The organism is Pseudomethylobacillus aquaticus (assembly GCF_003730115.1).
Classification (GTDB): Bacteria; Pseudomonadota; Gammaproteobacteria; order Burkholderiales; family Methylophilaceae; genus Pseudomethylobacillus; species Pseudomethylobacillus aquaticus.
Genome location: NZ_RJVP01000007.1, coordinates 47,098 through 72,891 on the forward strand (window position 1 = coordinate 47,098; position 25,794 = coordinate 72,891).

The following is a 25,794-nucleotide window of genomic DNA, read 5'->3' on the forward strand; positions in this document are numbered from 1 at the left end:
CGGCTTGTCCTCATGAAAACGCCGTCTGTCTCGTAGAGATGGACGGCGTTTTTGTATTCAGGCCTATCAGGGCATGACAAGGCATTAGCCGCGTATGGATAATGTCATTGCGGCGATCTAGCGAGGTGCAGCGCAGCTGCACCATGGCATCCCTGTCCCGGCATCACGAAAAGCTCAATTACCTGGATTCCGGCCTGCGCCGGAATGACGACCCAACGAATCTACGGTGATTCAGGCACCGGAGATTCAGACGATGCAGCCTCTCAGCCGAGCGGTAGCGCTTTCTTGCTGAAGTACCAATCCACGGTTTCATAGCCTTCGCTGCTGCGTGCTTCCGCCGCGGCCTGGGTAGCCGGTGCCGGGACGATGACCTTGTCGCCGGGTTGCCAGCCTTCCGGTGTGGCCACCTTGTGCTGGTCGGTGGTCTGCAGGGCGATCACCAGACGCAGGATCTCTTCTATGGAACGGCCTGTGGTCAGCGGGTAATAGACAAACGCACGGATCAGGCCCTTGTCGTCGATGACGAACACGGCGCGCACAGTGGCGGTCTGTGATTCACCGGGGTGGATCAGGCCATACCTGGCGGCCACATGACCGGCACGGTCATCAATGACCGGAAACGGGATGCGCACGCCAAAGTGCTGCTTGATGTTGGCGATCCAGGCCAGATGGCTGGAATTGCTGTCTTCGGAAACGCCGATCAGTTGCACGTTACGCGCACTGAACGCATCTGCATGCCTGGCGAAACCGATGAATTCGGTGGTGCACACGGGCGTGAAATCAGCCGGGTGGGCGAACAGCACCACCCATTTGCCACGGTAGTCGGACAACTTGAGCGGGCCGTGCGTGGAGCTGGCTTCAAAATCTGGCGCCAGCTCGTTGATACGTGGGATGGGATAAGGGCTTGCCTGATCGGTCATGCTGGGATTCTCCGGTTGAAGGCCTTGTGCTTGGCAAGGCGACATGCGTCATTGGCTGTGGCTGTATGCCTGTATCTGGGCAGAGCAGCACACAGCGCATCAAGCCTCAATGTAGCAAAGCGAACGCCTCATACAAAAGAATATGAATCTATATCTTTATAACTTCTGGTTTAGTCCCGGTCACGCTTGCAACACAGCAGGGTAACCCGCACGTTCCAGACGTTGCTGCACTTCTTCCACACTGAGGCTGGCCTCCACGTGAATCAGCTTGCTGGTCAGGTCTGCATCGACCCTGGCAGTAGCATCGCCCTGCTGCAGTACGCGCGTGATGGCGTTCACACAGCCCATGCAGCTGATCTTTTCGACTTTATAGGTGGTCATGGTGATTTCCTTTCATAGCCTAGTTACATTCTTGAATGTATTAGCCTGGAGCTTACCATCATGGCAAGGTCAAGCATGGCATACTGCAAATCAGCGCTTGACCTTGCCATAATGGGAAACTTGAGCATGAGCGCCTTCAGCATGACGACCTCAGGAACCCAACCATGAAACCCAGCCAGACCAATCTGGAACTCGCCATCAGCGGCATGAGCTGTGCGAGTTGCGTGGCACGCGTAGAACAAGCCTTGCAGCAGGCGCCGGGCGTAGCCAGCGCCAGTGTGAACCTCGCTACCGAACGCGCACATGTGACGCTGCAAGCAGGCACGCATAGCGCCGCAAGCGTGCTGCAGGCGGTGAGCGATGCAGGTTATGACGCGACACTGCTCAAGGAGGACACGCCACTCCCCGCCACATCCGGCAGCCAGCCTGGCAGCAAGGTGCTGCTGGCCGCGCTACTTACCCTGCCCTTGCTGGTGCCCATGCTGCTGAATGCGTTCGGCATGCACTGGATGCTGGCCGGGCACTGGCAGTGGCTGCTGGCAACGCCAGTGCAATTCTGGCTGGGCGCACGTTTCTACCGCGCGGGCTGGAATGCCGTGCGCCATGGCGCTGGCAATATGGACCTGCTGGTCGCCATCGGCACCAGCGCGGCCTATGCGCTTTCTTTATACCTGTGGTGGCAAGGCAGCGAACATCTCTATTTCGAGGCATCGAGCGCTGTGATCAGCCTGGTGTTGCTGGGTAAATGGCTGGAAAGCCGCGCCAAACGCCAGACCACAGCAGCCATCCGCGCCCTGCAGGCACTGCGGCCCGATACGGTACGACTGTGGCGTGATGACCTGGAAGTCGAGCTGCCACTCAACGCCGTGCAACTGCAGGACATCGTGATCGTGAAGCCGGGCGAGCGTATCCCGGTGGATGGCGAGATCACGGATGGCCACAGCCATGTGGACGAAGCGCTGATCACTGGCGAGAGTACACCCGTCAGCAAGCAGGCCGGGCAACGCGTGACAGGGGGTGCCATCAACCTCGATGGACGGCTGCTGGTGCGTACGCTGGCAGTCGGCAGCGACACCACGCTGTCGCGCATCATCCGGCTGGTAGAGCAGGCCCAGATCGCCAAACCCGGGATCCAGCGCCTGGTGGACCAGGTGAGCGCGGTGTTCGTACCAGCCGTGCTGGTCATCGCGCTGCTCACGCTGCCAGGCTGGGTGGTGCTGACCGGTGACTGGGAGCAGGCCATTCTGAGTGCCGTGGCGGTGCTGGTGATCGCCTGCCCGTGTGCACTGGGGCTGGCCACCCCCACCGCCATCATGGTGGGGACCGGCCTGGCCGCGCGTCACGGCATCCTCATCAAGGACGCCAATGCGCTGGAACTGGCGCACCGCATCCAGCGTGTGGTGTTCGACAAGACCGGCACACTCACCGTCGGCAAACCCAGCCTGCTGCACATCATCGCCGTGGACGGTGATGAGCGCCAGTTGCTGCAACAGGTGCTGGCCGTGGAGCACGGCAGCCTGCATCCACTGGCACGCGCCGTGCGCGAGCATGCTGCGGGGCAGCAAGTGCAGGCGGCAAGTGCGCAGGACATGCACGACCTGGCCGGGCTGGGCAGCGTGGGTACGGTGGATGGCTTGCGCATCCATGTCGGTAACGCACGCTGGATGCGCGCGCTGAACATCCCGATGGCGGCATTACAAACGGCAGCGGATGCGCAGGCGGGCCACTCCTTGGCCTGGGTAGGCACCACCAACCCGCCGCGCCTGCTCGGCCTGCTGGTGTTTGGCGATGCGCTGAAGCCGGGCGTGCAGCAGGCGATCGCACATCTGCACAGCCTGGGCATACACAGCGTATTGCTCACTGGCGACAACGCCAGCAGTGCCGCCCAGGTAGCAAACCAGACGGGCATCAGCCAGGTACTGGCAGAACAGTCGCCGGAAACCAAGGCTGAGGCGATCACGGCACTCAAGCAGGATGGCCGCATCGTGGCCATGGTGGGTGATGGTATCAATGATGCACCAGCACTGGCGGTGGCGGATGTGAGCTTTGCCATGTCCAGTGGCACCGATGTGGCCATGCACACCGCCGACATCACGCTGATGCGTGCTGACCCGGCACTGGTGGCAGACGCCATCGACCTGTCGCGGCGCACCTACCGCAAGATCAAGCAGAACCTGTTCTGGGCTTTCATCTACAACCTGGCGGGGATCCCGCTGGCGGCATTCGGGCTGTTGAGCCCCATGGTGGCGGGTACGGCGATGGCGCTCAGTTCGGTGAGCGTGGTACTCAATACGCTGACGCTGCGGCGCTGGAAAGCCGCCAGCCCAATACGGGAGGCCTCATGAGTGCTGATGCGACGAATACCAGACCGATAGGTGCCAGATTGATGAACATAGGTGAGGCAGCGCAAGCCAGCGGCATCTCGGCCAAGATGATCCGCCATTACGAGCAGATCGGTCTGATGCCCAAGCCGGCCCGCACCTTTTCCGGTTACCGTTTATACAATCAAAGTGACTTGCACCTGCTGCGCTTTATCCGCCAGGCGCGTGACCTGGGGTTTTCCACGGTACAGATCGGCAAGCTGCTGGAGCTATGGCATAACCAGCAGCGCCCGAGTAGTGAAGTGAAAGCGATGGTCAGTGCACATGTGAGGATGCTGAAACAGAAGGTCGCCGAACTGGAGGCGATGCAGGCGGAATTACAACGGCTGGTGGATGGCTGCCAGGGCGATCAGCGGCCAGATTGTCCCATTCTGGACAGGCTGGCCAACTGAACGTGGCCTAAGGTGTGGCAGGCTGGGCGGCTACGGACCTTGTTAAACGATCTGTCAGCCTATCTTGGCGATCGAAACTTCAGTGGATTTGACCAGGGCCAACACCTCGGTGCCCACCTGCAGCCCCAGTTCGTTGATGGAGCGCGTGGTGATCACGGACGTTACCGTGCCCAGCGCGGTTTCCACGTCCACTTCCGAGACGACGGGCCCGACGATGATCTCTTTGATACGGCCACGGAACTGATTACGTACATTGATTGCATGGATTGCCATGTGAAACTCCTGTCCAGATTAAAAAGGTCAGGGTCGTGACCCTGAACCAAAGAGGCTGCGTATATGCATCAGGCAGCGACAGGCTACCTCCATGGCCACTTCACCTGAGGCCTGTAACTGGGTACGCAGGCGGGCACTGCCGTTGCGGGTATACACGACGCGCAGCTTGCGCTTGCTGACATCCTGCTTGATCTTGTGCATGAAGTTATGACTGAGCCAGTCGGTGACCATCACCACCAGTTCGGTGTCGTGCGGGATGACGCGCTTGGCGTCGCCCACTTTGCGGCCGGTCCAGTGATGTACGTGCTGGATGCCCTGCTGTTGCAACACCTGGCGTATGCTGCCGATCTGATCGCCGCCGATCACAAGTGCGCTGCTCATGCTGCTCTCCTCGGTTGATTGGGTGGATGCACAGGCGGGGACCTCCCCCGCCCATGCCATCACACCTTGTTACCTGATAAACCCTTACTTACCGTAGATCTGATCGAACACGCCACCGTCACTGAAGTGGGTCTTCTGCGCTTTTTGCCAGCCGCCGAACACCTCATCGATGGTGATCAGGTTGAGCTTGGGGAACTGCTTCTCGTACTTGGCGGCAGCGGATGCCAGCGTAGGCCGGTAGTAGTGTTTGCCCGCGATGTCCTGACCTTCTTCAGAATACAGATAGTCCAGATAGGCTTGCGCCACCACACGGGTCTTGCGCTTGTCCACCACCTTGTCGACGATGGTCACCGGCGGTTCAGCCAGGATGGACAAGGAAGGCACCACGATCTCGAACTTCTCGGGGCCCAGTTCCTTCAGTGCCAGGAAGGCTTCGTTCTCCCAGGAGATGGCCACATCACCGATACCCCGTTCCACGAAGGTGGTGGTGGAACCACGCGCACCAGAGTCCAGCACCGGCACGTTCTTGTAGATCCGGGCGACGAACTCCTTGGCCTTGTCTTCGCTGCCGTACTTCTTCAGGGCATAGGCCCAGGCCGCCAGGTAATTCCAGCGTGCACCGCCCGAGGTTTTGGGATTAGGCGTGATCACGGAAACGCCAGGCCTGGCCAGATCATCCCAGTCCTTGATGCCTTTGGGATTGCCCTTGCGCACCAGCAGCACGATGGTGGAGGTGTAGGGCGAGCTGTTGTTGCCCAGACGTTTCTGCCAATCCTTGGGGATCAGACGTGCTTTTTCATGGATGGCGTCGATGTCATAAGCCAGCGCCAGCGTCACCACGTCGGCTTCCAGGCCGTCGATCACGGCACGGGCCTGCTTGCCCGCCCCGCCATGCGACTGCTTGATGGTGACCTTGTCGCCGGTCTTGGCCTGCCAGTATTTGGAGAAGGCCGCGTTGTAATCCTGATACAGCTCGCGGGTCGGGTCGTAGGAGACGTTGAGCAGCGTGACTTCTGCCGCGTGCACGCTGGCCGACAGCAGCAGCGCTGCCAGCAGACCGGTGAATGTCAAAATCGGTGATTTCATGATGTTCCTTTTTCTTTCTCTTTAATGTCCAGAATCAAGCAAAACTAGAATGCGACCTGCAAACGTGTGAACAGCACCTTTTCGTCTTCCAGGTCTTGTACGCCAGCAACGCCACTGTCAAAGCTGGTCTGCTCGTAGGTGGTTTGCACCTTGAGGTTCTTGTTGAGGTACCAGTTCACGCCCAAGCCCCATGAAGAAGCTTTTTCCGTGGTGGAGGTGGCGCTGGCATAGCGCGTCGCGGCCGGGCCTTCGAACACTTTGTCATCCACATTCAGCTGGTGGTAACGCACTGCCAGCTCCCATGCACCCCAAGTGCCTGCGTTCAGGTCGAAATCACGCTTGGGGGTGATGCCACGGAAACTGTTGTTTTCACCGGTCAGCACCCACGACGCGGCGATCTGCCAGGCATCGTTGCTGATCTTGTCGCTGTTGGCACCGCGCACCACATCGGTGTCGCTCTTGATGTATTCGGTGATCAGGCCGAACGGGCCGTTGTAGTAGTAGGCCTGCGGCGAGAAGCGCGTCTTGTCGCCGTCGGTCAGCGTGGCGCCGTTGTAAGCAAAGATGTTGCGCTGACCCGGTGTGCGGTAGCTGTCACCCACTGCCTGGTCGCTGCCATTGGCACGGGTGGCAGACAAACCGAAACCCAGTCCTTCCAGCACGCTGTCTTCTCCCTTGAACGGCGTGGCGAACACACGTACGGCGATCTCTTTGCCGTCTGCGTTGGCGACGTTGTCACGGTTGCTGCCGTTGCTCTGGCCATCGAACTGACCGTCGAACACACCGACGGCATAGTTGAGCTTCTCATTCAGCACATTGCCGTGGATCTGCAGACCCACATCGCGGTTAGGGGCGATGGAATCCGACACATAAGAGCGCTCGACAAAGCGCAGGTCACCGCCGCTCTGGATGCGCTCCAGGCTGACCGGCACCTTGAATTTACCGGCTTGTACCTGGAACCAGGGCTGGATACGCGCATTGATGAACGCATCTTGCACGACTGCGGCTGCCGGGGCGAAATCGGTGTTGATGTCAAAATCAAAAATGTTGAAGAAGGTGCCCTGCAGACGCGGACGCACGCGGCGCAAGGTGTATTCGTTGTTGATGTCAGGATTGTCGTCGCTGAAGTAGTTGCGCGAATCAGCCTGCAGCAGGCCGCGCAGCTTGATGGAGTTCTTCTTGTCTGCGGATTCCACACTGAAGCCACTACTGCCGGCCTTGATCACCGGTGCGGCTTTACGGTCTGCTTCGGCTTTTTCTTCCGAGAGTTCAGCCTTGCGGTCCAGCACACGGATCTTCTGATCCAGCTCTTGCACCAGCGCACGCAGCTTTTCCAGCTCGTCCGAATCATTGGCCAATGCCGCGCCGGAAGAAAGCAGCGCCGCGCTGCCGACCAGGCTGGCGATCACCACACTATGTAGATAGTTCTTTTTCAAATTCATCATTAACCCCTGAGTAGTGAAGCTTCCGGCCGTCCGGTCAGTGCATCGATATCGATCTTTAATTGAGTCGCCACTGCGCTGATGTCAGCTTGTAGGCAGCGGGCTTTGGGAAACGGCTGTCGTCTTTTTGAATTGCTGGTCTTGTGGAAAGCGCACTTTTTCGCGCCGTTCGATCTGCGTCACACGACCATCGTGGACAGTGATCTCCACCGAGCCATAACCTGAGTGCAGACGCAGCTGCTCGACCGCGCGCAGGATCTCTTGTGCGACTTCGGCGCTCAGTGCACCTGCGTATGGCGCGCTTGCGGATGCTGCTGCGGGGTTTGCCATGGTGTGACCTTTCTTCAACAATTCATAAAGTGAACGCTGCGCACTTTAGCAATCCAGTTAAACAATTAAAAATAATTTGTGTTGATATAAAAATAACCAAAATGAATATAAAAGCAGCAGGCAAACAAAAGGCGCCTTGCGGCGCCTGCTTGATAAAGCACTAAAAATGCAACGCGTCTAACGCCAGTTGCTGGCTGACGATCAGGCTAGCCTGTCATTGCAAACGCCTATGGCAAAGGCGTATAACAAGCAAGCTGGCGTGGGCCTCAACCCTGATTCTTCCATAGCACATCCCCCTGACCAGCATCGCGGTTCAAGGCACGCGCCAGCACAAACAACAGATCGGAAAGACGATTCAGGTACTGCAAGGACACTGCCGTCACCTCGGATTCGCGGCTGAGACGGATCAACTGGCGCTCGGCGCGACGGCACACCGTGCGGGCCAGATGGCAAACGGCCGCGCCACGGCTGCCGCCGGGCAGGATGAACTCCTTGAGCGGCTCCAGTGGCTCGTTCAGGGCATCCAGCAACTGCTCCAGCTGGGTGACACGCTCCGCCTTGACCATGGCATGGCCGGGGATGCAGATCTCCCCGCCCAGATCGAACAGGTCGTGCTGCACCCGTGTGAGCGCAGCCACCACATCTTCACGCAAGGTTTCGGTGAGCAGCATGCCGATGATGGCGTTCAGCTCGTCCACATCGCCCATGGCTTCAACACGCAGGCTATCTTTATCGATGCGGCTGCCATCGCCCAGACCGGTAGTGCCATCGTCACCGGTGCGTGTGTAGATCTTGCTGAGTCTGTTGCCCATGCTGCTTCCCTATAGTGTTGGCACCTGAGAACTCAGGCGCGATGAAGTTGCGATAAAAAGTCTGTAATTTATCTATTGTGGTATCAGCGACGGCCTTGCCTGGGCAAGCCATCCAGTCGCGTGCAGATTGTAACGCAAGCGTCACCACGACCATGCGCTGTTCGGACCATGCGCTGTTCGGACCATGCGCTGTTCGGACCATGACGCTCTCGGACCATGACAAGCCGGATGCAGTTCGCTACACTCGGCGCAACAGGAGAACTGCCCACCGTGACCGACACTGTCCATTCCACCGCCCCCATCGGAGTATTCGACTCCGGCCTGGGGGGGCTCAGCGTACTGCAACACATCCGCAGCCTGCTGCCGCACGAAGATCTGATCTTTGTGGCGGATTGCGACCAGGCACCTTATGGCAACAAATCCGCTGACGCCATCCAGCAACGCGCGTTCGCGCTGAGCCGCTTTCTGCTGGAGCAAGGCGCCAAGGCACTGGTGGTGGCCTGCAACACCGCAACGGCAGCGGCCATCAGCAGCTTGCGTGCGCATTTCGAGCTGCCCATCATCGGCATGGAGCCTGCCGTGAAACCGGCTGTCGCCGCCTCGCGCAGCGGAGTGGTCGGTGTGCTGGCCACCACGGGCACCTTGCAAAGCGCCCAATTCGCAGCGCTGCTGGAAAGCTATGGCCAGGAAGTGGAAGTGGTGACGCAGGCTTGCAATGGCCTGGTGGAATGCATAGAGCGCGGCGAGCTGGATACGGCAGAAACACGCGCCTTGCTGGAACGCTATATGCGCCCGCTGCTGAATGCCGGAGCGGATACGCTGGTACTGGGTTGCACCCATTATCCCTTCGTGCGTCCGCTGATCGAGTCTCTAGGCAGCCCGGACATCGCCATCATCGATACCGGTGCCGCGGTGGCACGTCAGCTGCAACGCAAGCTTGCCGAGCATGCACTGCTCAACCCGTCCAGCCTGGCAGGTAACAATCACTTCTGGCTGAACCGTGGCACGGTGGCCAGCTTCGCCGAAACCTCGGCACTGATCGCACGCTTATGGTCGGCACCTGCCATCGTGCTGACATTGCCGGAAGCGTATACACACATCAACCGCTAGATGTTTGTTGAAAAACCAGAAAGTTAAACAAAGATTACCCAAAACCTGGTATTAACCGTCGTAAATTCAGGGTGGATGTCCGACGCCTTAGCTCGCCATGTGATTCCGACGGGAGTTCAGCGAAGCACGGCATGCATATCGCGGTTTGGCTTGATGGCCTGGGTTCCCGCCTGCGCGGGAACGACAACTCGGGTAATTGGAGATGTCCTAAGTCGTGGTAATAAGGTCAGCGACCAGGCCTGACCCGCTTGCGGTGCACAACAAGCTAGGGGTTGATTCGACAGACGATTAAAGCGAGTCCATCCTGGCTGGCCAGCTGGATGACCGCTCCTCAAAAGTCGCCTTTTAAAACCAGCGATGACCCAAAACTAATGGTGACCGATGACTTCGCCAGCCTTGAGCTTGTAACGCGTGCCGCAGTAGGGGCAAGCAGCATGTCCGGTAGCTGCCAGGTCAAGGAACACACGTGGATGCGAGGCCCACAGAGCGACCTCTTTGGTAGGGCAGTGCAGTGGCAGGTCTTTTGCCGACACTTCGAATTCTTTAACGTCAGACATCGCTAACTTCTCCAGATTGCTCACTCGCTCATGCCCGCCATGGCAGGCATGAGCGCCCAGATTTATACCAGCGTTAGCCAGTGCTCGTGTGCTGGTGAACGACCCTTGACCACATCAAAGTACAGTGACTGCAGTTTTTCAGTGACCGGGCCGCGCTTGCCTGCGCCGATGGCACGGTTATCCAGCTCGCGGATAGGCGTGACTTCAGCAGCCGTACCGGTGAAGAAGGCTTCGTCGGCAGAATAGACTTCGTCACGCGTGATGCGCTTCTCGATCACGGTCAGGCCAAGTTCGCCCGCCAGTTGCACGATGGTGTCGCGCGTGATGCCTTCCAGCGCCGAGGTCAGGTCCGGCGTGTACAGCTTGCCGTTGCGCACGATGAACACGTTCTCGCCTGAGCCTTCCGCGACAAAACCATCCACGTCCAGCAGCAGGGCTTCATCGTAACCGTCCTGCGCCGCTTCCTGATGCGCGAGGATGGAGTTCATGTAGTTGCCGTTGGCCTTGGCTTTGCACATGGTGATGTTGACGTGGTGACGCGAGAACGACGAGGTCTTGACGCGGATGCCGCGCTCCAGCGCTTCGTCACCCATGTAAGCGCCCCAGCTCCAGGCTGCGACGATGACGTGCGTGGACAGGGTCTTGGCAGCGATGCCCATGGCTTCCGCACCGTAGAACGCCATCGGGCGCAGGTAGGCAGATTCCAGATTGTTCTCGCGCACCGCCGCGCGCTGCGCTTCGGCGATGGTGGCCTTGTCGTAGGGCAGCTTCATGCCGAGGATGTGCGCGGAACGGAACAGGCGGTCGGTATGCTCCTTGAGACGGAAGATCGCCGTACCCTTGTCGGTCTTGTAGGCACGCACGCCTTCGAACACACCCATGCCATAGTGCAGGGTATGCGTGAGCACATGCGTGGTGGCATCACGCCAGGGCACCATCTTGCCGTCGTACCAGATTACGCCATCACGGTCTGCCATTGATTTGGCCACAGCCATCTTCTTGTTTCCTTTTGCCTGAATGCGGGCCTGTCGGCCCTGTTATATATGAGCTTGTCAGCGCTGTTGTGCGTGGCTTGCCGTTCTGTGCTGTAGATACTCAGCGATTTTACAGGCCCGCAGCGGCCCGACCAGAGACTGGCTTGTCAGCTCAACGCCGAAAAGCTTTAATTGTAAACGAGCGCCTACTGGCTTGAACAGAAAAAGGAATCGATGATGGCGAATATTTTGCTGGTTGGCACGGCCACGCTGGATCTGGTGTTCACGCTGGACCATGCGCCCGGTGCCGACGAAGAGATGCGCGCCCAGCAATTACGCACCGTGCGCGGCGGCAATGCCGCCAACAGCGCCGTGGTGTTGAGCCAACTGGGGCACCAGTGTCATTTCGTCGGCACACTGGCCGATGCCCCGGAAAGTGCGGTGATCACTGAAGATTTCATACGCTATGGCATCGATTTCCAGCACAGTCCGCGACTGCCGGGCAAGCCGCCCACCTCCAGCATCTATCTTAGCCACCAGGCGCGCAGCATTGTGCATTACCGCGACCTGCCCGAACTGGCCGCCGATGCACTGGACCGTGTCGCGCTGGACGAGTTGGACTGGGCACACTTTGAAGGCCGCAATGTCCAGGCGCTCAGCACGATGATGCACACACTCAGGCGCCGTCGGCCCGCCTTGCCCATTTCACTGGAACTGGAAAAACCACGCCCGGGCATCGAGCAACTTTACACACTGCCAGACTGGCTGCTGTGCTCACGCGGCTTCGCCGAGCAACACAGCACTGGGCCACTGGCCAACTTTTTATGCCAGATGCGCAAGCTGGCTCCGCAGGCGGGTGTCATCGTCGCAGCGGGAAGCGAGGGCGCTTATGCGATGCAAGGCGAACAACTGCATCATGCCTCTGCGCAAGCACCCGGCCAGGTCATCGACACACTGGGTGCGGGCGACACCTTCAATGCTGCCATCATCGCGGCACTGCTGTCTGAACAAGCGCTGCCGGCCACGCTGCACTCTGCTTGTGCGCTGGCGGGGCGAAAATGTGGCATGCGCGGCTTCAACCTGCATTTGTGACAGAACGATAGCAAGGCAATCAGGGTCATATTGCGCGTTATCGATGTATTTTTTTGGCATGCCACCAAGCCTGACAAGCACTCAATTGCATAGCACCGAACTGCATAAAATTTGATGCTAGGGGCGTGATAACATTTGGGTCTATGTTTTCAGTATGGAGCCGGACACCATGAATAGAACTCTGAATGCCTTGCTTGTCCTGGTGCTGAGCGTCTTGTTATCGTCCTGCGACGCTGGCAAGCCTGCGCCGGCCGAGCTGAATGGCACGGATATCACCGGCGCCGAGTTCGCCAACACGCTGGCGCTGACCGACCATACCGGCAAGCCGCGCACCCTGGAGGACTTCAAAGGCAAGGCCGTTGCGCTGTTCTTCGGTTTCACGCATTGCCCGGAGATCTGCCCCACCACCATGGCTGACCTGGCGGCCGCACTGAAATTGATGGGCAAGGATGGCGAGCAGGTGCAGGTGCTGTTCGTCACCGTGGACCCGGAGCGCGACACGCCGGAAGTTTTGGCACAGTTCGTGCCTTCATTCAACCCCAATTTCATTGGCTTGACCGGGACGCCGGAAGAGATCGCCGCCACAGCGGCCAATTTCAAGATCTTTTATGCGAAGCAGGCAGAACCGGGCAGCGAGCACTACAACATCGACCACAGCGCTGGCATCTATGCGTTTGATAAATCAGGGAAAGTCCGGGTTTATCTGAAATATGGTCAAAAACCCGAGCTGATCGCGCATGATTTACAACAACTTTTATTGATGTAGCGCAATTTATATAAGATTTTTTTGCTTGTTCTGCCTAGTGGTAAGCACTTATAATTTTTGGTTTTTCGCATACGCAATTTAGATTTAGGGGACGTAGTAATGGCCACCGCCGCGACCAGCGCACCAATCAACGAACAGTACAATTACGACATTGTGCGGAAATTCACCATCATGACCTTGGTCTGGGGTGCGATCGGCATGTTTGTCGGTGTTTACATCGCCTCCGAACTGGCGTTTCCGTTCCTGAACTTTGACAACCCTTACATCACCTTTGGCCGTCTGCGTCCGGTACACACCGGTGCGGTGATCTTCGGTTTTGGCGGTAGTGCCCTGTTCGCAACCTCTTACTACGTTGTACAACGCACCTGTCAGGCACGCCTGCTGAGCGACGGCATGGCCAGTTTCACCTTCTGGGGCTGGCAGACGGTCATCGTCTGTGCCGCACTCGGCAACATGATGGGCTATAGCCAGGGCCGTGAATATGCGGAAATGGAATGGCCGATCGACCTGCTGATCCTGGTGGTGTGGGTCACCTACCTCATCATCTTCGTTGGCACCCTGATGAAGCGCAAACAGCCGCACATCTACGTCGCCAACTGGTTCTACCTCGCTTTCATCCTCGCCACCGCACTGTTGCACGTGTTCAACAACCTGTCCGTGCCAGTCGAACTGTTCTCCATGAAATCCTACAGCCTGTTCTCCGGCGCACAGGATGCCATGACGCAGTGGTGGTATGGCCACAACGCCGTCGGCTTTTTCCTGACCGCCGCCTTCCTGGGCATGATGTACTACTTCGTTCCCAAGCAGGCAGGCCGTCCGGTGTACTCCTACCGCCTGTCCATCATCCACTTCTGGGCCATCATCTTCCTGTACATGTGGGCGGGTTCGCACCACCTGCACTGGACTGCGATCCCGGACTGGACTTCCACGCTGGCCGCCACCTTCTCCATCATGTTGCTGCTGCCTTCCTGGGGCGGCATGATCAACGGCATCCTGACGCTGTCCGGTGCCTGGGACAAGCTGCGCACCGACCCCATCATGCGCTTCCTGATCGTGGCGCTGTCGTTCTACGGCATGTCCACCTTTGAAGGCCCGATGATGTCGCTCAAGGATGTGAATGCCCTGTCACACTACACGGACTGGACCATCGGTCACGTGCATTCCGGTGCTCTGGGCTGGGTGGCGATGATCACCTTCGGCTCGCTGTACCACCTGGTACCACGCTTGTGGAACACCCAGATGTTCAGCCTGCGCCTGATCAATGTGCACTTCTGGCTGGCCACCATAGGCGTGCTGCTGTACATCACCGCGATGTGGATCTCCGGCATCATGCAAGGCCTGATGTGGCGCGCTTTCGATGATTACGGCAACCTGCAATATGCCTTCGTGGAATCAGTGGCAGCAGCGCATCCGTTCTACATCATGCGTGCTGTTGGCGGTGCGTTCTTCCTCGCCGGCATGATTCTGATGTGCTACAACGTTTACAGAACCATCCGTCAAGGCAGTACCGAAACGCAAGCCGAACTGGCGCCTGCCGCGGCTTGAGTTAAGACACTGCCTGAGTAACAGACGAAACAGAAACACGGAGCACGTATGAAGCACGACAAGATTGAACGTAACCTTGGCATACTCGCCATCCTGACCATGCTTGCCATCAGTGCCGGCGGCATGGTGGAGATCGTCCCGCTGTTCTTTATCAAGGAGACGGTGGAGAAAGTGGAGGGCGTGCGGCCTTACACCCCGCTGGAACTGCGTGGGCGCGACATCTATATACGCGAAGGCTGCTACTTGTGCCACTCGCAAATGATACGTCCGTTCCGTGATGAAGCCTTGCGTTACGGTCACTATTCGCTGGCAGCTGAATCCAAGTATGACCATCCGTTCCAGTGGGGCTCCAAGCGCACCGGTCCTGACCTGGCACGTGTAGGCAACAAATACTCCAACGAGTGGCAAACCCAGCATCTGATCGCACCGCGTTCGCTGGTGCCGCAATCGGTGATGCCTAACTACCCCTGGCTGATCAAGAACGCGCTGGACTATTCCGATATCCAGAAACGCATGCTGGCCCTGCGCACCACGGGCGTGCCCTACTCCAACAGCCAGGCTGAATACGAGCGCAATGTGACCGAGTTCGGCGCAGATGTGGCCAAGCAGCTGCACATCCCGGATGCTGAAAAGAACCTGATCGGCCAGGAACAGTTGAACAACTACGACGGCAAGGCCGACCAGGTCACCGAGATGGATGCACTGGTGTCTTACTTGCAGGTGCTGGGCACCATGGTCGATTTCAAGAAGTACGCTGACGACGAATTCGTCAAGTATCGCTAAGGATCAGTTCGATGGAATGGTTGCTGTGGTTCACCCAGTTCGAGAACACCAAGCCGCTGGCACTGGTGATCTTTTTCACGGTGTTTTGCGGCATCCTGTTTTATGTATACGGCAGCAAGCAACGCGGTAGCAAGCTGGAAAGCTACAAGCAGATTCCGTTGCTGGATGATGAGCACGTCAAGGAAAAGCAGTCATGAGTCAGGATAACAACACCAACACCACCAACACCACTGGTCACGTCTGGGACAACGACCTGCAGGAGCTGGATAACCCCTTGCCGCGCTGGTGGATCTGGGGCTTTTACATCACCTTCGTGTTCACCATCGTGTACTGGCTGTTCTACCCGGCCTGGCCTATCGGTGACAACTACACCAAGGGGGTGCCTGGCCTGAACAGCATCACCTATACCGCTACCCAGCCCAATGGTGAGCAGGTTGAAAAAACCACCCACTGGAACATGCGTTCCAAGTTCATGGTGGAAATGAACGAGCTGCAGGAAGCGCAAAAGAAGTGGTTCGACAAGGTCGCCGCCATGCCGTTTGAAGACGTGCAGAAAGATGCCGAGCTGATGCAGTTCGTCAACTCGGTAGGCAAGACCATGTTCACCGACAACTGCGCTCCCTGTCACCAGCAGGGTGCGCAAGGCAAGATCGGCTTCTCGCCCAACCTGGCCGACGACCACTGGCAATATGGTGGTACTTATCAGAACATCGAAGAGACCATCGTGGCAGGGCGTAACGGCTACATGCCACCGTTCAAGGAAGTGCTGCAGGACGAGCAGATCACCCAGCTCGCCAACTATGTCCTGGAGATGTCCGGCGAACCGCATGATGCCGAAGCCAGCAAGGCAGGCGCTGCATTGTTCCGTAGCGAAACGGCGGCCTGTTACTACTGCCATGGCGAGAACGCACAAGGCAAGATCCAGATGGGCTCGGCCAACCTGACCGACAAGATCTGGCTGTGGGCAGACATCCCTGGCAGCAAGACCGACGCAGCCAAGCTGGCAGAAGTGAAGCGCGTGATCACTGGCGGCCTGAATCGCGGCGTGATGCCGGCATGGAGTGGTCGCCTGAGCCCGGCTCAGATCAAGCTGCTCACCGTCTACGTGCACGACAGCCTGGGTGGCGGCAAGTAAGCAGTGACCTGCGCCCCCTACTCCAGCACAGTGCGTCGCATGACGCATTGTGCTGACCTGATGTTCTGTTGCTGATAACGCATCATGCCGCAAACAGGCGCCGCCAAACCCTCCTCGCTGCTGCACAAGCAGATCCCGATCGTCACGCGCTCGGTCAAGGGCAAGTTCCGTAATTTCAAGACCGCCGTCATGGTGGTCGCCTATTCCATCTACTTCCTGCTGCCCTGGATGCCCTGGCAGCGCAACAGTGCTGCGGACCAGGCGGTGATGTTCGATCTGGAATCGCGCCGCTTCTTCATCTTTGACCTGATCGTCTACCCGCAGGATATTTTCTGGCTGGCCATGCTGCTGTTCATCGCCGCCGCACTGCTGTTCTTCACCACCGGCCTGATCGGACGCGCCTGGTGTGGTTATTTCTGCTTCCAGACCCTGTGGTCCGACCTGTTCATCTTCATCGAACGCATGATCCAGGGGGAGCGCCCGGCACGTTTACGCCTGATGAAACAGCCACTGGGGGCAGAAAAGATCCTCAAGATCGGCGGCTCGCATGCCTTGATGATCCTGGTGTCGCTGTGGACCGCCGTCACCTTCGCCGCCTACTTCAGCTATGCGCCGGATTTCGTCATCGCGCTGTTCACCGGCCACGCCGTCGAGGCCGCTTACATCACCGTAGGGGTGCTCACGCTCACCACCTACTTTGCTGCTGGCGTGATCCGCGAGCATGTATGCACGCTGGCCTGTCCGTATGCGCGCTTCCAGGGCGTGATGTACGAAGCGGATACCCTGGCCGTGAGCTATGACAGCAAGCGTGGCGAAGGCCTCAAAGGCCGCACCCTGCCCATCATCGGCCTGAAGACGCGCGATGAACGTCAGGAAAAGGGCCATGGCGACTGCATAGACTGCGGCTTCTGCGTGCAAGTGTGTCCGACCGGCATCGACATCCGCGACGGCCTGCAATATCAGTGCATATCCTGCGGCCTGTGCATAGACGCCTGCAACAACATCATGGATTCGGTAGGTTATCCGCGCGGCCTGATCCGTTACGATTCAGAGAAGAACCTGTCCAGCGACCAGCCCAAACCAGCCAGACTGGAATGGAAGCGCGTGAAGGTGATCGGTTATGCCACGGCGCTGCTGATCGCGGCCGGCATCCTGCTGTATAACATCGGCACCCGCAACGACACCGACGTCAGCGTGCAGCAGGTGCGCCAGCCCTTGTTCATCATGCTGTCGGACGGCAGCTACCGTAACCGCTATCAGGTGCACATCGTCAACAAGACCGAGCTGGATGCGCGTTATCAGCTGAGTGTGCGCGGCATCCCGGCCAGCTCGCTGGACCTGGGCAGCCTCAAAGAAGTACGCGTGCGCGCCGGCAAGAGCCTGATCATGAATGCCAAGGTCGATCTGGAACGCACCATCGCGCAACAGACCGAAAAATTCGAGTTCGTGGTGACCTCCAGCAACCCTGACACCGCGCCCGTTGTCGTTCCTGCCAACTTCAATAGCCAACGCTGAGCCCATGCTGATGTTATCCATGACTGAAACCCTGTTCGGCGGCCTGCTGCTGGCTGCCCTGCTGTTCTTCAGCAGCCGTCGCCTGGGCTTGTCCGGCTTCTGGGCAGCGGTACTGAGCGGCTTGCTACCGTTCGGACTTTACCTTGCCTATAGCAGCCAGCATTGGCCCGGCGGCGACGTGCTGGCCATCCATTTCGCGGTCTATCTCGCCAATGCGGGCCTGCTGTTCGTGTTTGGCGGCATGCAGCGCCACAAGCAGAAGATGCACTGGGCACCGCGCCTGATCATCGCCTTCTTCATGGGGCTGGTGGTACTGAATGCCGTGCTGTTGTCCATCGCCAGCCACGGCTTGCCCGGTATCATCGCCGACCTGCTGTTGCCACCACGCGATACGCAAAAGGTCTACACCGCCTTCCCCGGCGTGGTGCCACATGACAAGAACAAGAGTTACGAGCCGCATCTGCAACAGGTCATCCAGCAGCAGGAACTGGGCTGGCAGGCCGAGTTGCAAGGCCTGCAGCAACTCAGGAGCAGGCAAGCCAGCCCGGTCACGCTGCAGCTCAGCGACCGCAATGGCAAGCCGATCAGCCAGGCCGAAGCGCGTATCGAACTGTGGCGCATGGCCAATAGCCGCGATGACCAGACACTGGCCCTTGATGAAGCCAGCCCCGGGGTGTACCAGACCCGCTTGCGGTTACCGGATGCCGGACGCTGGGTGCTGATTCTGCAGATCAACCATGCGGACGGCAGTTACCGTAGCAGCCAACAGCTGTTCCTTGAAGAATAGCGGCTGCCTCGATGGCCGAGCTGAACCCCGACGGCTGCTACCACTGCGGCCTGCCCCTCCCCACTAGCGGCATCCGTTACACCCAGGTACTGGGCCAGGCACGCGCCATGTGCTGTCCGGGCTGCGCAGCAGTCGCTACCGCGATTGTCGATAACGGCCTCGAAGATTACTACCGCTACCGCACCGAACTGCCCAGAACGGCAGAAACGCTGTTGCCGGAAGCACTGGCAAAACTTGCGCTATACGACCATCCACAAGTACAGCGCAGCTTTGTGCGCCAGGAAGCAGGCGAACTGCGGCAAGCTTCGCTGATCCTGGAAGGCATCACCTGCGCCGCCTGCATCTGGCTGAACGAACGTCATCTGCAGCAACTGGACGGCGTGGTCGATGTGGCCATCAACTACGGCTCGCAGCGCGCACGTGTGCGCTGGGACGAAGGCGTGATCAAACTCAGCCACATCCTGGCCGAGATCGAAAAGCTCGGTTACCACGCCCACCCGTTCAGCGCCGCACAACAGGATGCGCTGCGCCAGCAGCAACGCAAGGCCGATTTCCGCCGCCTCGCCGTGGCCGGCCTGTGCGCCGGACAAGTGATGATGATCGCCGTGGCGCTGTATGCTGGGCCCACGCAGGGCCTGGACCACGCCACCGCGCAAATACTGCGCTGGTTCAGCCTGGTGCTGAGCATCCCGGCCATGAGTTACGCGGCACTGCCGTTCTACCGCGCCGCCTGGCGCGGCCTGCGTAATCACAGCATAGGCATGGACGTGCCCATCTCACTGGGCCTGATCACCGGCTTTATCGGCAGCATCTGGGCCACGCTGGCCGGCAGCGGTGAGGTCTATTACGACACGCTGACCATGCTGATCTTCTTCCTGCTGTGCACACGCTATCTGGAACGCAATGCGCGTGAAAAATCCGTGGAAGCAGCCGAGAACCTGCTGCGCCTGGTACCCGCCGTGGTGACGCGCATCGCGCCTGAAGGCAATCAGCTGACGGCAGTGGCAGACCTCGCTTGCGGCGATGTGTTACTGATCAAACCGGGCGAGACTATCGCCACCGATGGTGTGGTGATACAGGGCGAGAGCAGCGCGGACGAGTCCCTGCTCACAGGCGAAAGTCAGCCAGTACCTAAAAGCACAGGCAGCCACGTACTGGCCGGCAGCATCAACTACGAAAGCCCGCTGCAGGTACAAGTGACGGCGACGGGCGAAGACACCGTGCTGGCGGGCATCAGCCGCCTGCTGGACAGAGCGCAAGCCGAAAAGCCACGTCTGGCGCAACTGGCTGACCAGGTCGCGGCCTGGTTCACCTATGTGTTGCTGGCGCTGGTCGTGCTCATCGGGGCAGTCTGGTATGTGCTCGAACCAGCACGCTGCCTGGAGATCGTGCTGACCGTGCTGGTGGTGAGTTGCCCGTGCGCACTGTCGCTGGCGGCCCCGGCGGCGTTTGCCGCTGCCGGTTCGCATCTTATCCAGCGCGGCGTACTGCTGACGCGTGGCCATGCGCTGGAAACACTGGCGCGCATCACGCACGTGGTGTTCGACAAGACCGGCACCCTGACGCAGGGGCGCCCGGTGCTGTTGCAGACCGAGCCACTCGGCCCGCTGGATGCGGCCACCTGTCTGCAACTGGCCGCCAGCCTGGAGCACAACTCGGAACATCCGCTCGCGCGCAGCTTCCTCGCGGCCAATAGCCGAGCCCTGTTGCCCGTGGAAGACGCCAGCAACATCCCGGGCCAAGGTGTGACCGGCACCATCCATGGAAGACGCTATCGGTTGGGCAATGCCAAACTACGCAACACCAGGCTGCATGCAGCAAGCCCCAACCCGGTCGGCACGCTGGTGTGGCTCAGTGACGAACAACAGACACTCGCCATGTTCGTGTTGGCCGATCAGGTACGTCCACACGCCCAGGCACTGGTCACCAGCCTGCAGCAGCGTGGCTTGCAACTCGCTATCCTCAGCGGCGACAACACCGAAACCGTGCGTGACTTCGCAGCCACACTGAGCATCAGCGACTGGCAGGCCAGCCTTTCCCCGGCGGAGAAACTGGCAGCACTGCACCAGTTGCAACAACAGGGTGCCGTGGTGGCCATGGTCGGCGACGGCATCAACGATGCGCCCGTACTGGCCGGAGCGCAGGTCTCCATCGCCATGGGCAGCGGCACACAACTGGCACGTGCCAGCGGAGATGTGGTACTGCTGACCGAAGACCTGCGCGAGATCGCCCAGGCCATCGCCACCAGCCGCTTCGGTATCCAGGTCATCCGCCAGAACTTCGCCTGGGCACTGGCTTACAACGCTGTGGCGCTACCGTTTGCCGCTGTCGGCCTGCTATCGCCCTGGATGGCCGCTATCGGCATGTCCATCAGCTCGCTGATCGTGGTACTGAACGCGTTGAGGCTGCGCTGATTGCACGTAAAAATGCCCTAATACCGGCATGCCAAACAAGTCAGGCAGCAAATCAACGCAGCAATAGAGGTGTGGGCGGTGTGGGCGGTGTGGGATTCGAACCCCATAATGCGAACAATTTCAGCAATTGTACGCAACCGTTCCTTTTGGAAAAAGCCGCCCACCCGGTCAGCTTAGAATCATCCGGCTTGGATGGCAATCATTTGCCGCCCGATGCTGGATGGCATACAAGAACTGGGCTACCGCCTTCACCATCCATCGCCAGCTCAAGGGGCAGAAACTTTATCCAGGCCCTTCAAAAGCCAATCAACGCAGCTAAGCAAGACAGCCATTATTCACGCCATCCGTGCGGCAGGGCCTGCGTGGAGCCCTGACAAGAGTGCAGTCATAGCCAGTGTGTATAGTTGATATGCCCTGATGCTCTACCGGGCGCCACCAACATCTTGATTCCGATACCGCAATCCATCATGCTAAGCCCATGGGATATCTTCTTAAATTCAATGCCTTGATCACGGCTATGTTCTGCCTGACCCTTAACGTTTTCTTGATGTACGTTTTGATTGCAGGCTTTACGGTTCAGGCTATCTGGCTGGCATTTTCTTTACTGGAGTCGGTTTAGCGCATCAACCATCAGCCCGGTCGAAGGTGTTACACCAGCGCGATCATTGATCATCATCGTGCTATCCAGTAATGGCTGGCTGTTGCGCTTTAGTCTTGATTCAGTTTTGAAACTGGGTCATCTGGCGGGAGACCTCCCTGAGCAGGCAGTTCTTTGGCTGAGGGCTCTGCAAGCTTCGCCGCCCGCATGAGCTCCCTAACCTGCTTATGGATTTCGGCCTTGTATAGCCGAAGAGCGTGCAGCTCGACCTGAGTCAGCATCCTTGGTGCTGTAGAGGGATCTTGCTTCAAATTCTGCAAGAAGCTCGAAATCAGCTCTGAATTTTTAACATCATCCGTTTTCATGGCCTGTTCCATAATTGACACACAGCATTTGACACACAACAAAAAGAGCGCAACTGTCTTAAGCGCGAGCCTGGGTGAATCGTCTTTCCAGTAATACAACATCACGCTGCCATCAAGTGGCACAGAAATCATCGCGTCATCAGCCACCTTTTACAGTAGGAACCAACGATTCGACATTAAAGTCAGCCAGGCCGATATCTGCCAATGTCAGGCCCATGATTTCAGCAGTTTGCTGAGCAACCGAGAGTACATCGTAGTAGGCCATCATAGTGGCAACGCTAGCGCCTGAAGCCTGCGCCTCGAGCGCAGCATCTCGTGACGAGATTAGCACTGCCTCAAGAATCACTGCGTAATCAATCTGTGTTTTTGCCATGCTTTCGATTTCTGATCAATTTTAGAATAGCGTCTGAACACATTGGAGCCTATGGCCAGCGTTAGTGACCCCCACACCATCCTGGACGGCCAAGGGTGAGAACCTGCTAATTCCCCCCAATATAGCAACTCACCTGCTGCTAATGGCGGTTCATCCCCGCGTCTGCGGGGAACAATTTGCACTGCTGTTTGCAGTCGGCCTGACCATCGGTTCATCCCCGCGTCTGCGGGGAACAGGCCTGCGATGAAGTCAGGATCGCCAAGGGTGGCGGTTCGTCCCCGCGTCTACGGGGAACACACGGCACGATGCTGATGCAGTCAGAGCGTGATCGGTTCATCCCCGCGTCTGCAGGGAACACGCGTTAAATTCAACGCTAATGAAAATTGGCTACATTAGGGCGCTTGAACACTTTTAAAACGTCTGTGGCAGCTAGGTATCCATGAAGTATTTGTTAAGCACACTCAGGATGGATTGCTCGACATAGGGGGCTAGATCACCTTGGGAATTAACAGGCATGAATGGCCGGGCAGGCATACTGCTGCCAGGGTGATTAACCTTTGCCACTACTCGACCTCCAAAGGCCAATGCTTTTTTGTTTTTCGGCAAAATCACATGCGCCTTGGTCTGCCCGCCAAATTGGTGTATTGCAGCATAAACCCTACCGGCACTCAGCTCAGCAAAGTCAGATCCGTGGCTGGCATTGAGGCTCGCAGCCAGCAGCCCAGTATCCTGCAAGATTTTAGCACTGAGCCCCCCCCCCCGCGACGTTCTGAAGGATTCTGGAGAGGCTTCCACGGCAGGCCAAATGGAGATTGCTGCTGATCAAATGCATCTTCAGCTGATTCCAACAACAACTCAGAGATTTCGGACATAACAGGCGACAAATCGCCTGCCTTATCCTAGAGTACTGCCAGGGCACGCATAACCGCGTGGTCTTCAATGGTGATTTGGATCATTTGTGCTATTCTAATCGTTGACGGAAGGGGCGTACCTTGCATGTTGCCTGGAACATAATGCTCGGTACTGGAGTCTGTGAAACCAGAGCGTCATTTAGAGTCCCAGCCCCTTCTGCCACAACAACCCACCCATACGTTTCCCATTCAAATTCCGTAGTTCACTCATTGGCACTACATTCCAAAGCAGGCTGCCGTCTAGGTTAAGCCTGATTGCCAAGAATAAACCACGTGGTTCATCCCCGCGTCTGCGGGGAACACGGTCACGTGCCTGGTCAATCGGGCGGATGGTGGGGTTCATCCCCGCGTCTGCGGGGAACACTGCAGCGCGTTGAGTATCGGGCGCAGGGCGTACGGTTCATCCCCGCGTCTGCGGGGAACACTCCTTGCGCTGTTATGGCCCTTGATGAGGCTGCGGTTCATCCCCGCGTCTGCGGAGAACACCCCACCAAACATTGCGTTTTCAAACGAGTAGGCGGTTCATCCCCGCGTCTGCGGGGAACACTCGCCCTTGTACTTGGCCAGAATCGCGTTAGCCGGTTCATCCCCGCGTCTGCGGGGAACACAATGGCAACGTCTACATCACTAATACCCTGACCGGTTCATCCCCGCGTCTGCGGGGAACACCTTGGCGCGCTGGGTCATGTCGTAGAACTCGCCGGTTTATCCCCGCGTCTGCGGGGAACACCTCGATGTCGATGCGCGCGTGCCGGTCTTCGTCGGTTCATCCCCGCGTCTGCGGGGAACACGTACGTTGGCGGACTGGATCTTGATACAAGCACGGTTCATCCCCGCGTCTGCGGGGAACACATCAAGGTTCTGATTGCGTTCCTGGTTGCGTTCGGTTCATCCCCGCGTCTGCGGGGAACACTGCGTTGTGGTACTCCTGGCTCATGATGCTGACGGTTCATCCCCGCGTCTGCGGGGAACACTCTGACAGCCCCACCCAATTTAGCGTTATCGCCGGTTCATCCCCGCGTCTGCGGGGAACACGTTTAACGTTTCTTCCGTGAGGCTCAGCCAGTCGGTTCATCCCCGCGTCTGCGGGGAACACTGTAACGCAGCCGCTGCTGGATATGCCGACACCGGTTCATCCCCGCGTCTGCGGGGAACACCAACCATTCGACAAAAAAGCGGGTTTCCCCGCCGGTTCATCCCCGCGTCTGCGGGGAACACAGCCCATCCAAGATTTGTCGGTTGGCAGCGGCCGGTTCATCCCCGCGTCTGCGGGGAACACAGAGAAGCTGGTGTCAATCACAGCCCCGTTGTCGGTTCATCCCCGCGTCTGCGGGGAACACATGTGTTTTGGAAGTGCTCGTTGAATCTCACCCGGTTCATCCCCGCGTCTGCGGGGAACACAGCAGGCCATCATTGGCCGGGTCGATACTAGGCGGTTCATCCCCGCGTCTGCGGGGAACACCTTGATGCGGCTCTCAATCGCCGCCTTGTCATCGGTTCATCCCCGCGTCTGCGGGGAACACCCCATCCAGTACCTGCAAGAGTGGCTGCCAGGCGGTTCATCCCCGCGTCTGCGGGGAACACTTTGAGCACCTGCCGCGCATTGGTTTTTAGATCGGTTCATCCCCGCGTCTGCGGGGAACACTGAGGCACCGGACGTATTTTGCGGTGGAACACCGGTTCATCCCCGCGTCTGCGGGGAACACGTCACTTCGAGTTCGGTTAAGTCGGTGTAGACCGGTTCATCCCCGCGTCTGCGGGGAACACTCACTTGCTCGACAGCAAAAATAGCCAGGTCCTGGTTCATCCCCGCGTCTGCGGGGAACACATGACAGTTAACAAGATAAAGGTAACGACAACCGGTTCATCCCCGCGTCTGCGGGGAACACAACCTCGCTAATGATGATAGTGATATGGTGTCCGGTTCATCCCCGCGTCTGCGGGGAACACCTGTCAGATTTCGATATCTCTTTTTTCCACGGCGGTTCATCCCCGCGTCTGCGGGGAACACGCGGATCTGTTCTGGTGGTTGGCCGGTTTCTTCGGTTCATCCCCGCGTCTGCGGGGAACACTTCAATTGCCAAAAAGTCTGAAGTTATTGCACCGGTTCATCCCCGCGTCTGCGGGGAACACTCATAAACACGGCCATCAGCATCACGCACCCGCCGGTTCATCCCCGCGTCTGCGGGGAACACTCAATCACGTCAAGCTGCAACGGGCACATATGCGGTTCATCCCCGCGTCTGCGGGGAACACGGGCGCTGGCGGCGACAGAGCCCCACCTTTTACGGTTCATCCCCGCGTCTGCGGGGAACACTACACATGGAATTTATGGAAAAGGCTTGACTCCCGGTTCATCCCCGCGTCTGCGGGGAACACTAAAAAAGCCCGCACCAGAAAACCTGGGCGGGCGGTTCATCCCCGCGTCTGCGGGGAACACAGGGGGTGGCCGATGATCAGCATCGTTAAAG

At 58.5% G+C, this 25,794-nt stretch carries 26 protein-coding genes and 1 CRISPR repeat array (1 of these 27 only partly in view); of the genes, 12 read left to right on the forward strand and 14 right to left on the reverse strand.

All coding sequences use genetic code 11. The features are described from left to right. Positions 1-263: 263 nt before the first annotated feature. Both ED236_RS11225 and ED236_RS11230 read right to left on the reverse strand, forming a co-directional pair. The gene (locus ED236_RS11225) at positions 264-920 is read right to left on the reverse strand and encodes a peroxiredoxin (RefSeq protein WP_123238081.1); all 657 of its coding nucleotides are present in this window, start codon (positions 918-920) and stop codon (positions 264-266) included. A gap of 180 nt (positions 921-1,100) precedes the next feature. Beyond that, on the reverse strand, positions 1,101-1,301 hold the full coding sequence (locus ED236_RS11230) for a heavy-metal-associated domain-containing protein (protein WP_123238082.1): 201 nt from the start codon (positions 1,299-1,301) through the stop codon (positions 1,101-1,103). A 164-nt stretch (positions 1,302-1,465) separates the two neighbouring features. On the opposite strand from ED236_RS11230, the gene ED236_RS11235 reads away from it, so the two are divergent. Next, complete coding sequence (locus ED236_RS11235) at positions 1,466-3,646, forward strand: heavy metal translocating P-type ATPase (protein ID WP_205125681.1); 2,181 nt, start codon at positions 1,466-1,468, stop codon at positions 3,644-3,646. A 41-nt stretch (positions 3,647-3,687) separates the two neighbouring features. Next, positions 3,688-4,074, forward strand: coding sequence for a Cu(I)-responsive transcriptional regulator (gene cueR, locus ED236_RS11240; RefSeq protein WP_123238168.1), 387 nt, complete (start codon positions 3,688-3,690; stop codon positions 4,072-4,074). Positions 4,075-4,128: 54 nt separating this feature from the next. Here cueR and ED236_RS11245 read toward each other — a convergent pair whose 3' ends face one another. The 6 genes from ED236_RS11245 to ED236_RS11270 all read right to left on the reverse strand — a co-directional run bounded on the left by ED236_RS11245 (position 4,129) and on the right by ED236_RS11270 (position 8,398). Then, the gene (locus ED236_RS11245; protein ID WP_123238083.1) at positions 4,129-4,347 is read right to left on the reverse strand and encodes a TOBE domain-containing protein; all 219 of its coding nucleotides are present in this window, start codon (positions 4,345-4,347) and stop codon (positions 4,129-4,131) included. A gap of 27 nt (positions 4,348-4,374) precedes the next feature. Then, positions 4,375-4,728, reverse strand: coding sequence for a DUF2325 domain-containing protein (locus ED236_RS11250; RefSeq protein WP_123238084.1), 354 nt, complete (start codon positions 4,726-4,728; stop codon positions 4,375-4,377). Between the two features lie 84 nt (positions 4,729-4,812). Then, positions 4,813-5,814, reverse strand: coding sequence for a sulfate ABC transporter substrate-binding protein (locus ED236_RS11255; protein ID WP_123238085.1), 1,002 nt, complete (start codon positions 5,812-5,814; stop codon positions 4,813-4,815). 44 nt (positions 5,815-5,858) lie between these two features. After that, positions 5,859-7,259, reverse strand: a complete 1,401-nt coding sequence (locus tag ED236_RS11260; protein WP_123238086.1) for an OprO/OprP family phosphate-selective porin — start codon at positions 7,257-7,259, stop codon at positions 5,859-5,861. An 81-nt stretch (positions 7,260-7,340) separates the two neighbouring features. Then, positions 7,341-7,586, reverse strand: a complete 246-nt coding sequence (locus tag ED236_RS11265) for a YezD family protein (protein ID WP_123238169.1) — start codon at positions 7,584-7,586, stop codon at positions 7,341-7,343. A gap of 266 nt (positions 7,587-7,852) precedes the next feature. Then, complete coding sequence (locus tag ED236_RS11270; RefSeq protein WP_123238087.1) at positions 7,853-8,398, reverse strand: cob(I)yrinic acid a,c-diamide adenosyltransferase; 546 nt, start codon at positions 8,396-8,398, stop codon at positions 7,853-7,855. A 228-nt stretch (positions 8,399-8,626) separates the two neighbouring features. Here ED236_RS11270 and murI point away from each other — a divergent pair, with 228 nt between their 5' ends. Then, complete coding sequence (gene murI, locus ED236_RS11275) at positions 8,627-9,508, forward strand: glutamate racemase (RefSeq protein WP_123238088.1); 882 nt, start codon at positions 8,627-8,629, stop codon at positions 9,506-9,508. A gap of 368 nt (positions 9,509-9,876) precedes the next feature. Here murI and ED236_RS11280 read toward each other — a convergent pair whose 3' ends face one another. Together ED236_RS11280 and ED236_RS11285 are read right to left on the reverse strand one after the other, a co-directional pair. Continuing rightward, entirely contained in the window at positions 9,877-10,065 is a 189-nt protein-coding gene (locus ED236_RS11280) for a zinc-finger domain-containing protein (protein WP_123238089.1), read from the reverse strand. 62 nt (positions 10,066-10,127) lie between these two features. Next, entirely contained in the window at positions 10,128-11,042 is a 915-nt protein-coding gene (locus ED236_RS11285; RefSeq protein ID WP_123238170.1) for a branched-chain amino acid transaminase, read from the reverse strand. 234 nt (positions 11,043-11,276) lie between these two features. Between ED236_RS11285 and ED236_RS11290 the strand changes: the two genes are divergently transcribed. From ED236_RS11290 to ED236_RS11330, 9 genes are all read left to right on the forward strand, one after another. Further along, positions 11,277-12,131 (forward strand): PfkB family carbohydrate kinase, encoded by an 855-nt coding sequence (locus ED236_RS11290; protein WP_162299619.1) that lies wholly within the window; start codon positions 11,277-11,279, stop codon positions 12,129-12,131. A 169-nt stretch (positions 12,132-12,300) separates the two neighbouring features. Further along, entirely contained in the window at positions 12,301-12,897 is a 597-nt protein-coding gene (locus tag ED236_RS11295) for an SCO family protein (protein WP_123238091.1), read from the forward strand. A gap of 99 nt (positions 12,898-12,996) precedes the next feature. Then, positions 12,997-14,442, forward strand: a complete 1,446-nt coding sequence (gene ccoN / locus ED236_RS11300; RefSeq protein ID WP_123238092.1) for a cytochrome-c oxidase, cbb3-type subunit I — start codon at positions 12,997-12,999, stop codon at positions 14,440-14,442. Between the two features lie 48 nt (positions 14,443-14,490). Next, positions 14,491-15,225, forward strand: a complete 735-nt coding sequence (gene ccoO, locus ED236_RS11305) for a cytochrome-c oxidase, cbb3-type subunit II (protein WP_123238093.1) — start codon at positions 14,491-14,493, stop codon at positions 15,223-15,225. An 11-nt stretch (positions 15,226-15,236) separates the two neighbouring features. Continuing rightward, complete coding sequence (locus ED236_RS11310) at positions 15,237-15,422, forward strand: cbb3-type cytochrome oxidase subunit 3 (RefSeq protein WP_123238094.1); 186 nt, start codon at positions 15,237-15,239, stop codon at positions 15,420-15,422. Next, positions 15,419-16,360, forward strand: a complete 942-nt coding sequence (gene ccoP, locus ED236_RS11315; protein WP_123238095.1) for a cytochrome-c oxidase, cbb3-type subunit III — start codon at positions 15,419-15,421, stop codon at positions 16,358-16,360. Before ED236_RS11310 ends, ccoP begins: the two co-directional genes overlap by 4 nt. Before the next feature lie 84 nt (positions 16,361-16,444). Then, positions 16,445-17,875, forward strand: coding sequence for a cytochrome c oxidase accessory protein CcoG (gene ccoG, locus ED236_RS11320; protein ID WP_123238096.1), 1,431 nt, complete (start codon positions 16,445-16,447; stop codon positions 17,873-17,875). Between the two features lie 4 nt (positions 17,876-17,879). After that, positions 17,880-18,662 (forward strand): FixH family protein, encoded by a 783-nt coding sequence (locus tag ED236_RS11325; protein WP_240032135.1) that lies wholly within the window; start codon positions 17,880-17,882, stop codon positions 18,660-18,662. Between the two features lie 11 nt (positions 18,663-18,673). Then, a complete protein-coding gene (locus ED236_RS11330) occupies positions 18,674-21,076 on the forward strand; it encodes a heavy metal translocating P-type ATPase (RefSeq protein ID WP_123238097.1) in 2,403 nt (800 codons plus the stop codon). A 708-nt stretch (positions 21,077-21,784) separates the two neighbouring features. Here ED236_RS11330 and ED236_RS11335 read toward each other — a convergent pair. The 4 genes from ED236_RS11335 to ED236_RS12815 form a co-directional block, all read right to left on the reverse strand. After that, a complete protein-coding gene (locus tag ED236_RS11335; protein WP_148042298.1) occupies positions 21,785-22,039 on the reverse strand; it encodes a hypothetical protein in 255 nt (84 codons plus the stop codon). Between the two features lie 139 nt (positions 22,040-22,178). Beyond that, on the reverse strand, positions 22,179-22,412 hold the full coding sequence (locus tag ED236_RS11340) for a hypothetical protein (RefSeq protein ID WP_123238099.1): 234 nt from the start codon (positions 22,410-22,412) through the stop codon (positions 22,179-22,181). Positions 22,413-22,841: 429 nt separating this feature from the next. After that, a complete protein-coding gene (locus ED236_RS11345) occupies positions 22,842-23,147 on the reverse strand; it encodes a phage virion morphogenesis family protein (protein ID WP_205125682.1) in 306 nt (101 codons plus the stop codon). Continuing rightward, positions 23,081-23,284 carry a phage virion morphogenesis family protein gene (locus ED236_RS12815; RefSeq protein ID WP_148042299.1) on the reverse strand — a complete coding sequence of 68 codons (204 nt, stop codon included), beginning with the start codon at positions 23,282-23,284 and terminating at the stop codon, positions 23,081-23,083. Before ED236_RS12815 ends, ED236_RS11345 begins: the two co-directional genes overlap by 67 nt. A gap of 313 nt (positions 23,285-23,597) precedes the next feature. Beyond that, positions 23,598-25,794: direct repeats of the CRISPR family, unit length 29 nt; unit sequence CGGTTCATCCCCGCGTCTGCGGGGAACAC (it continues 3,080 nt past the right edge of the window).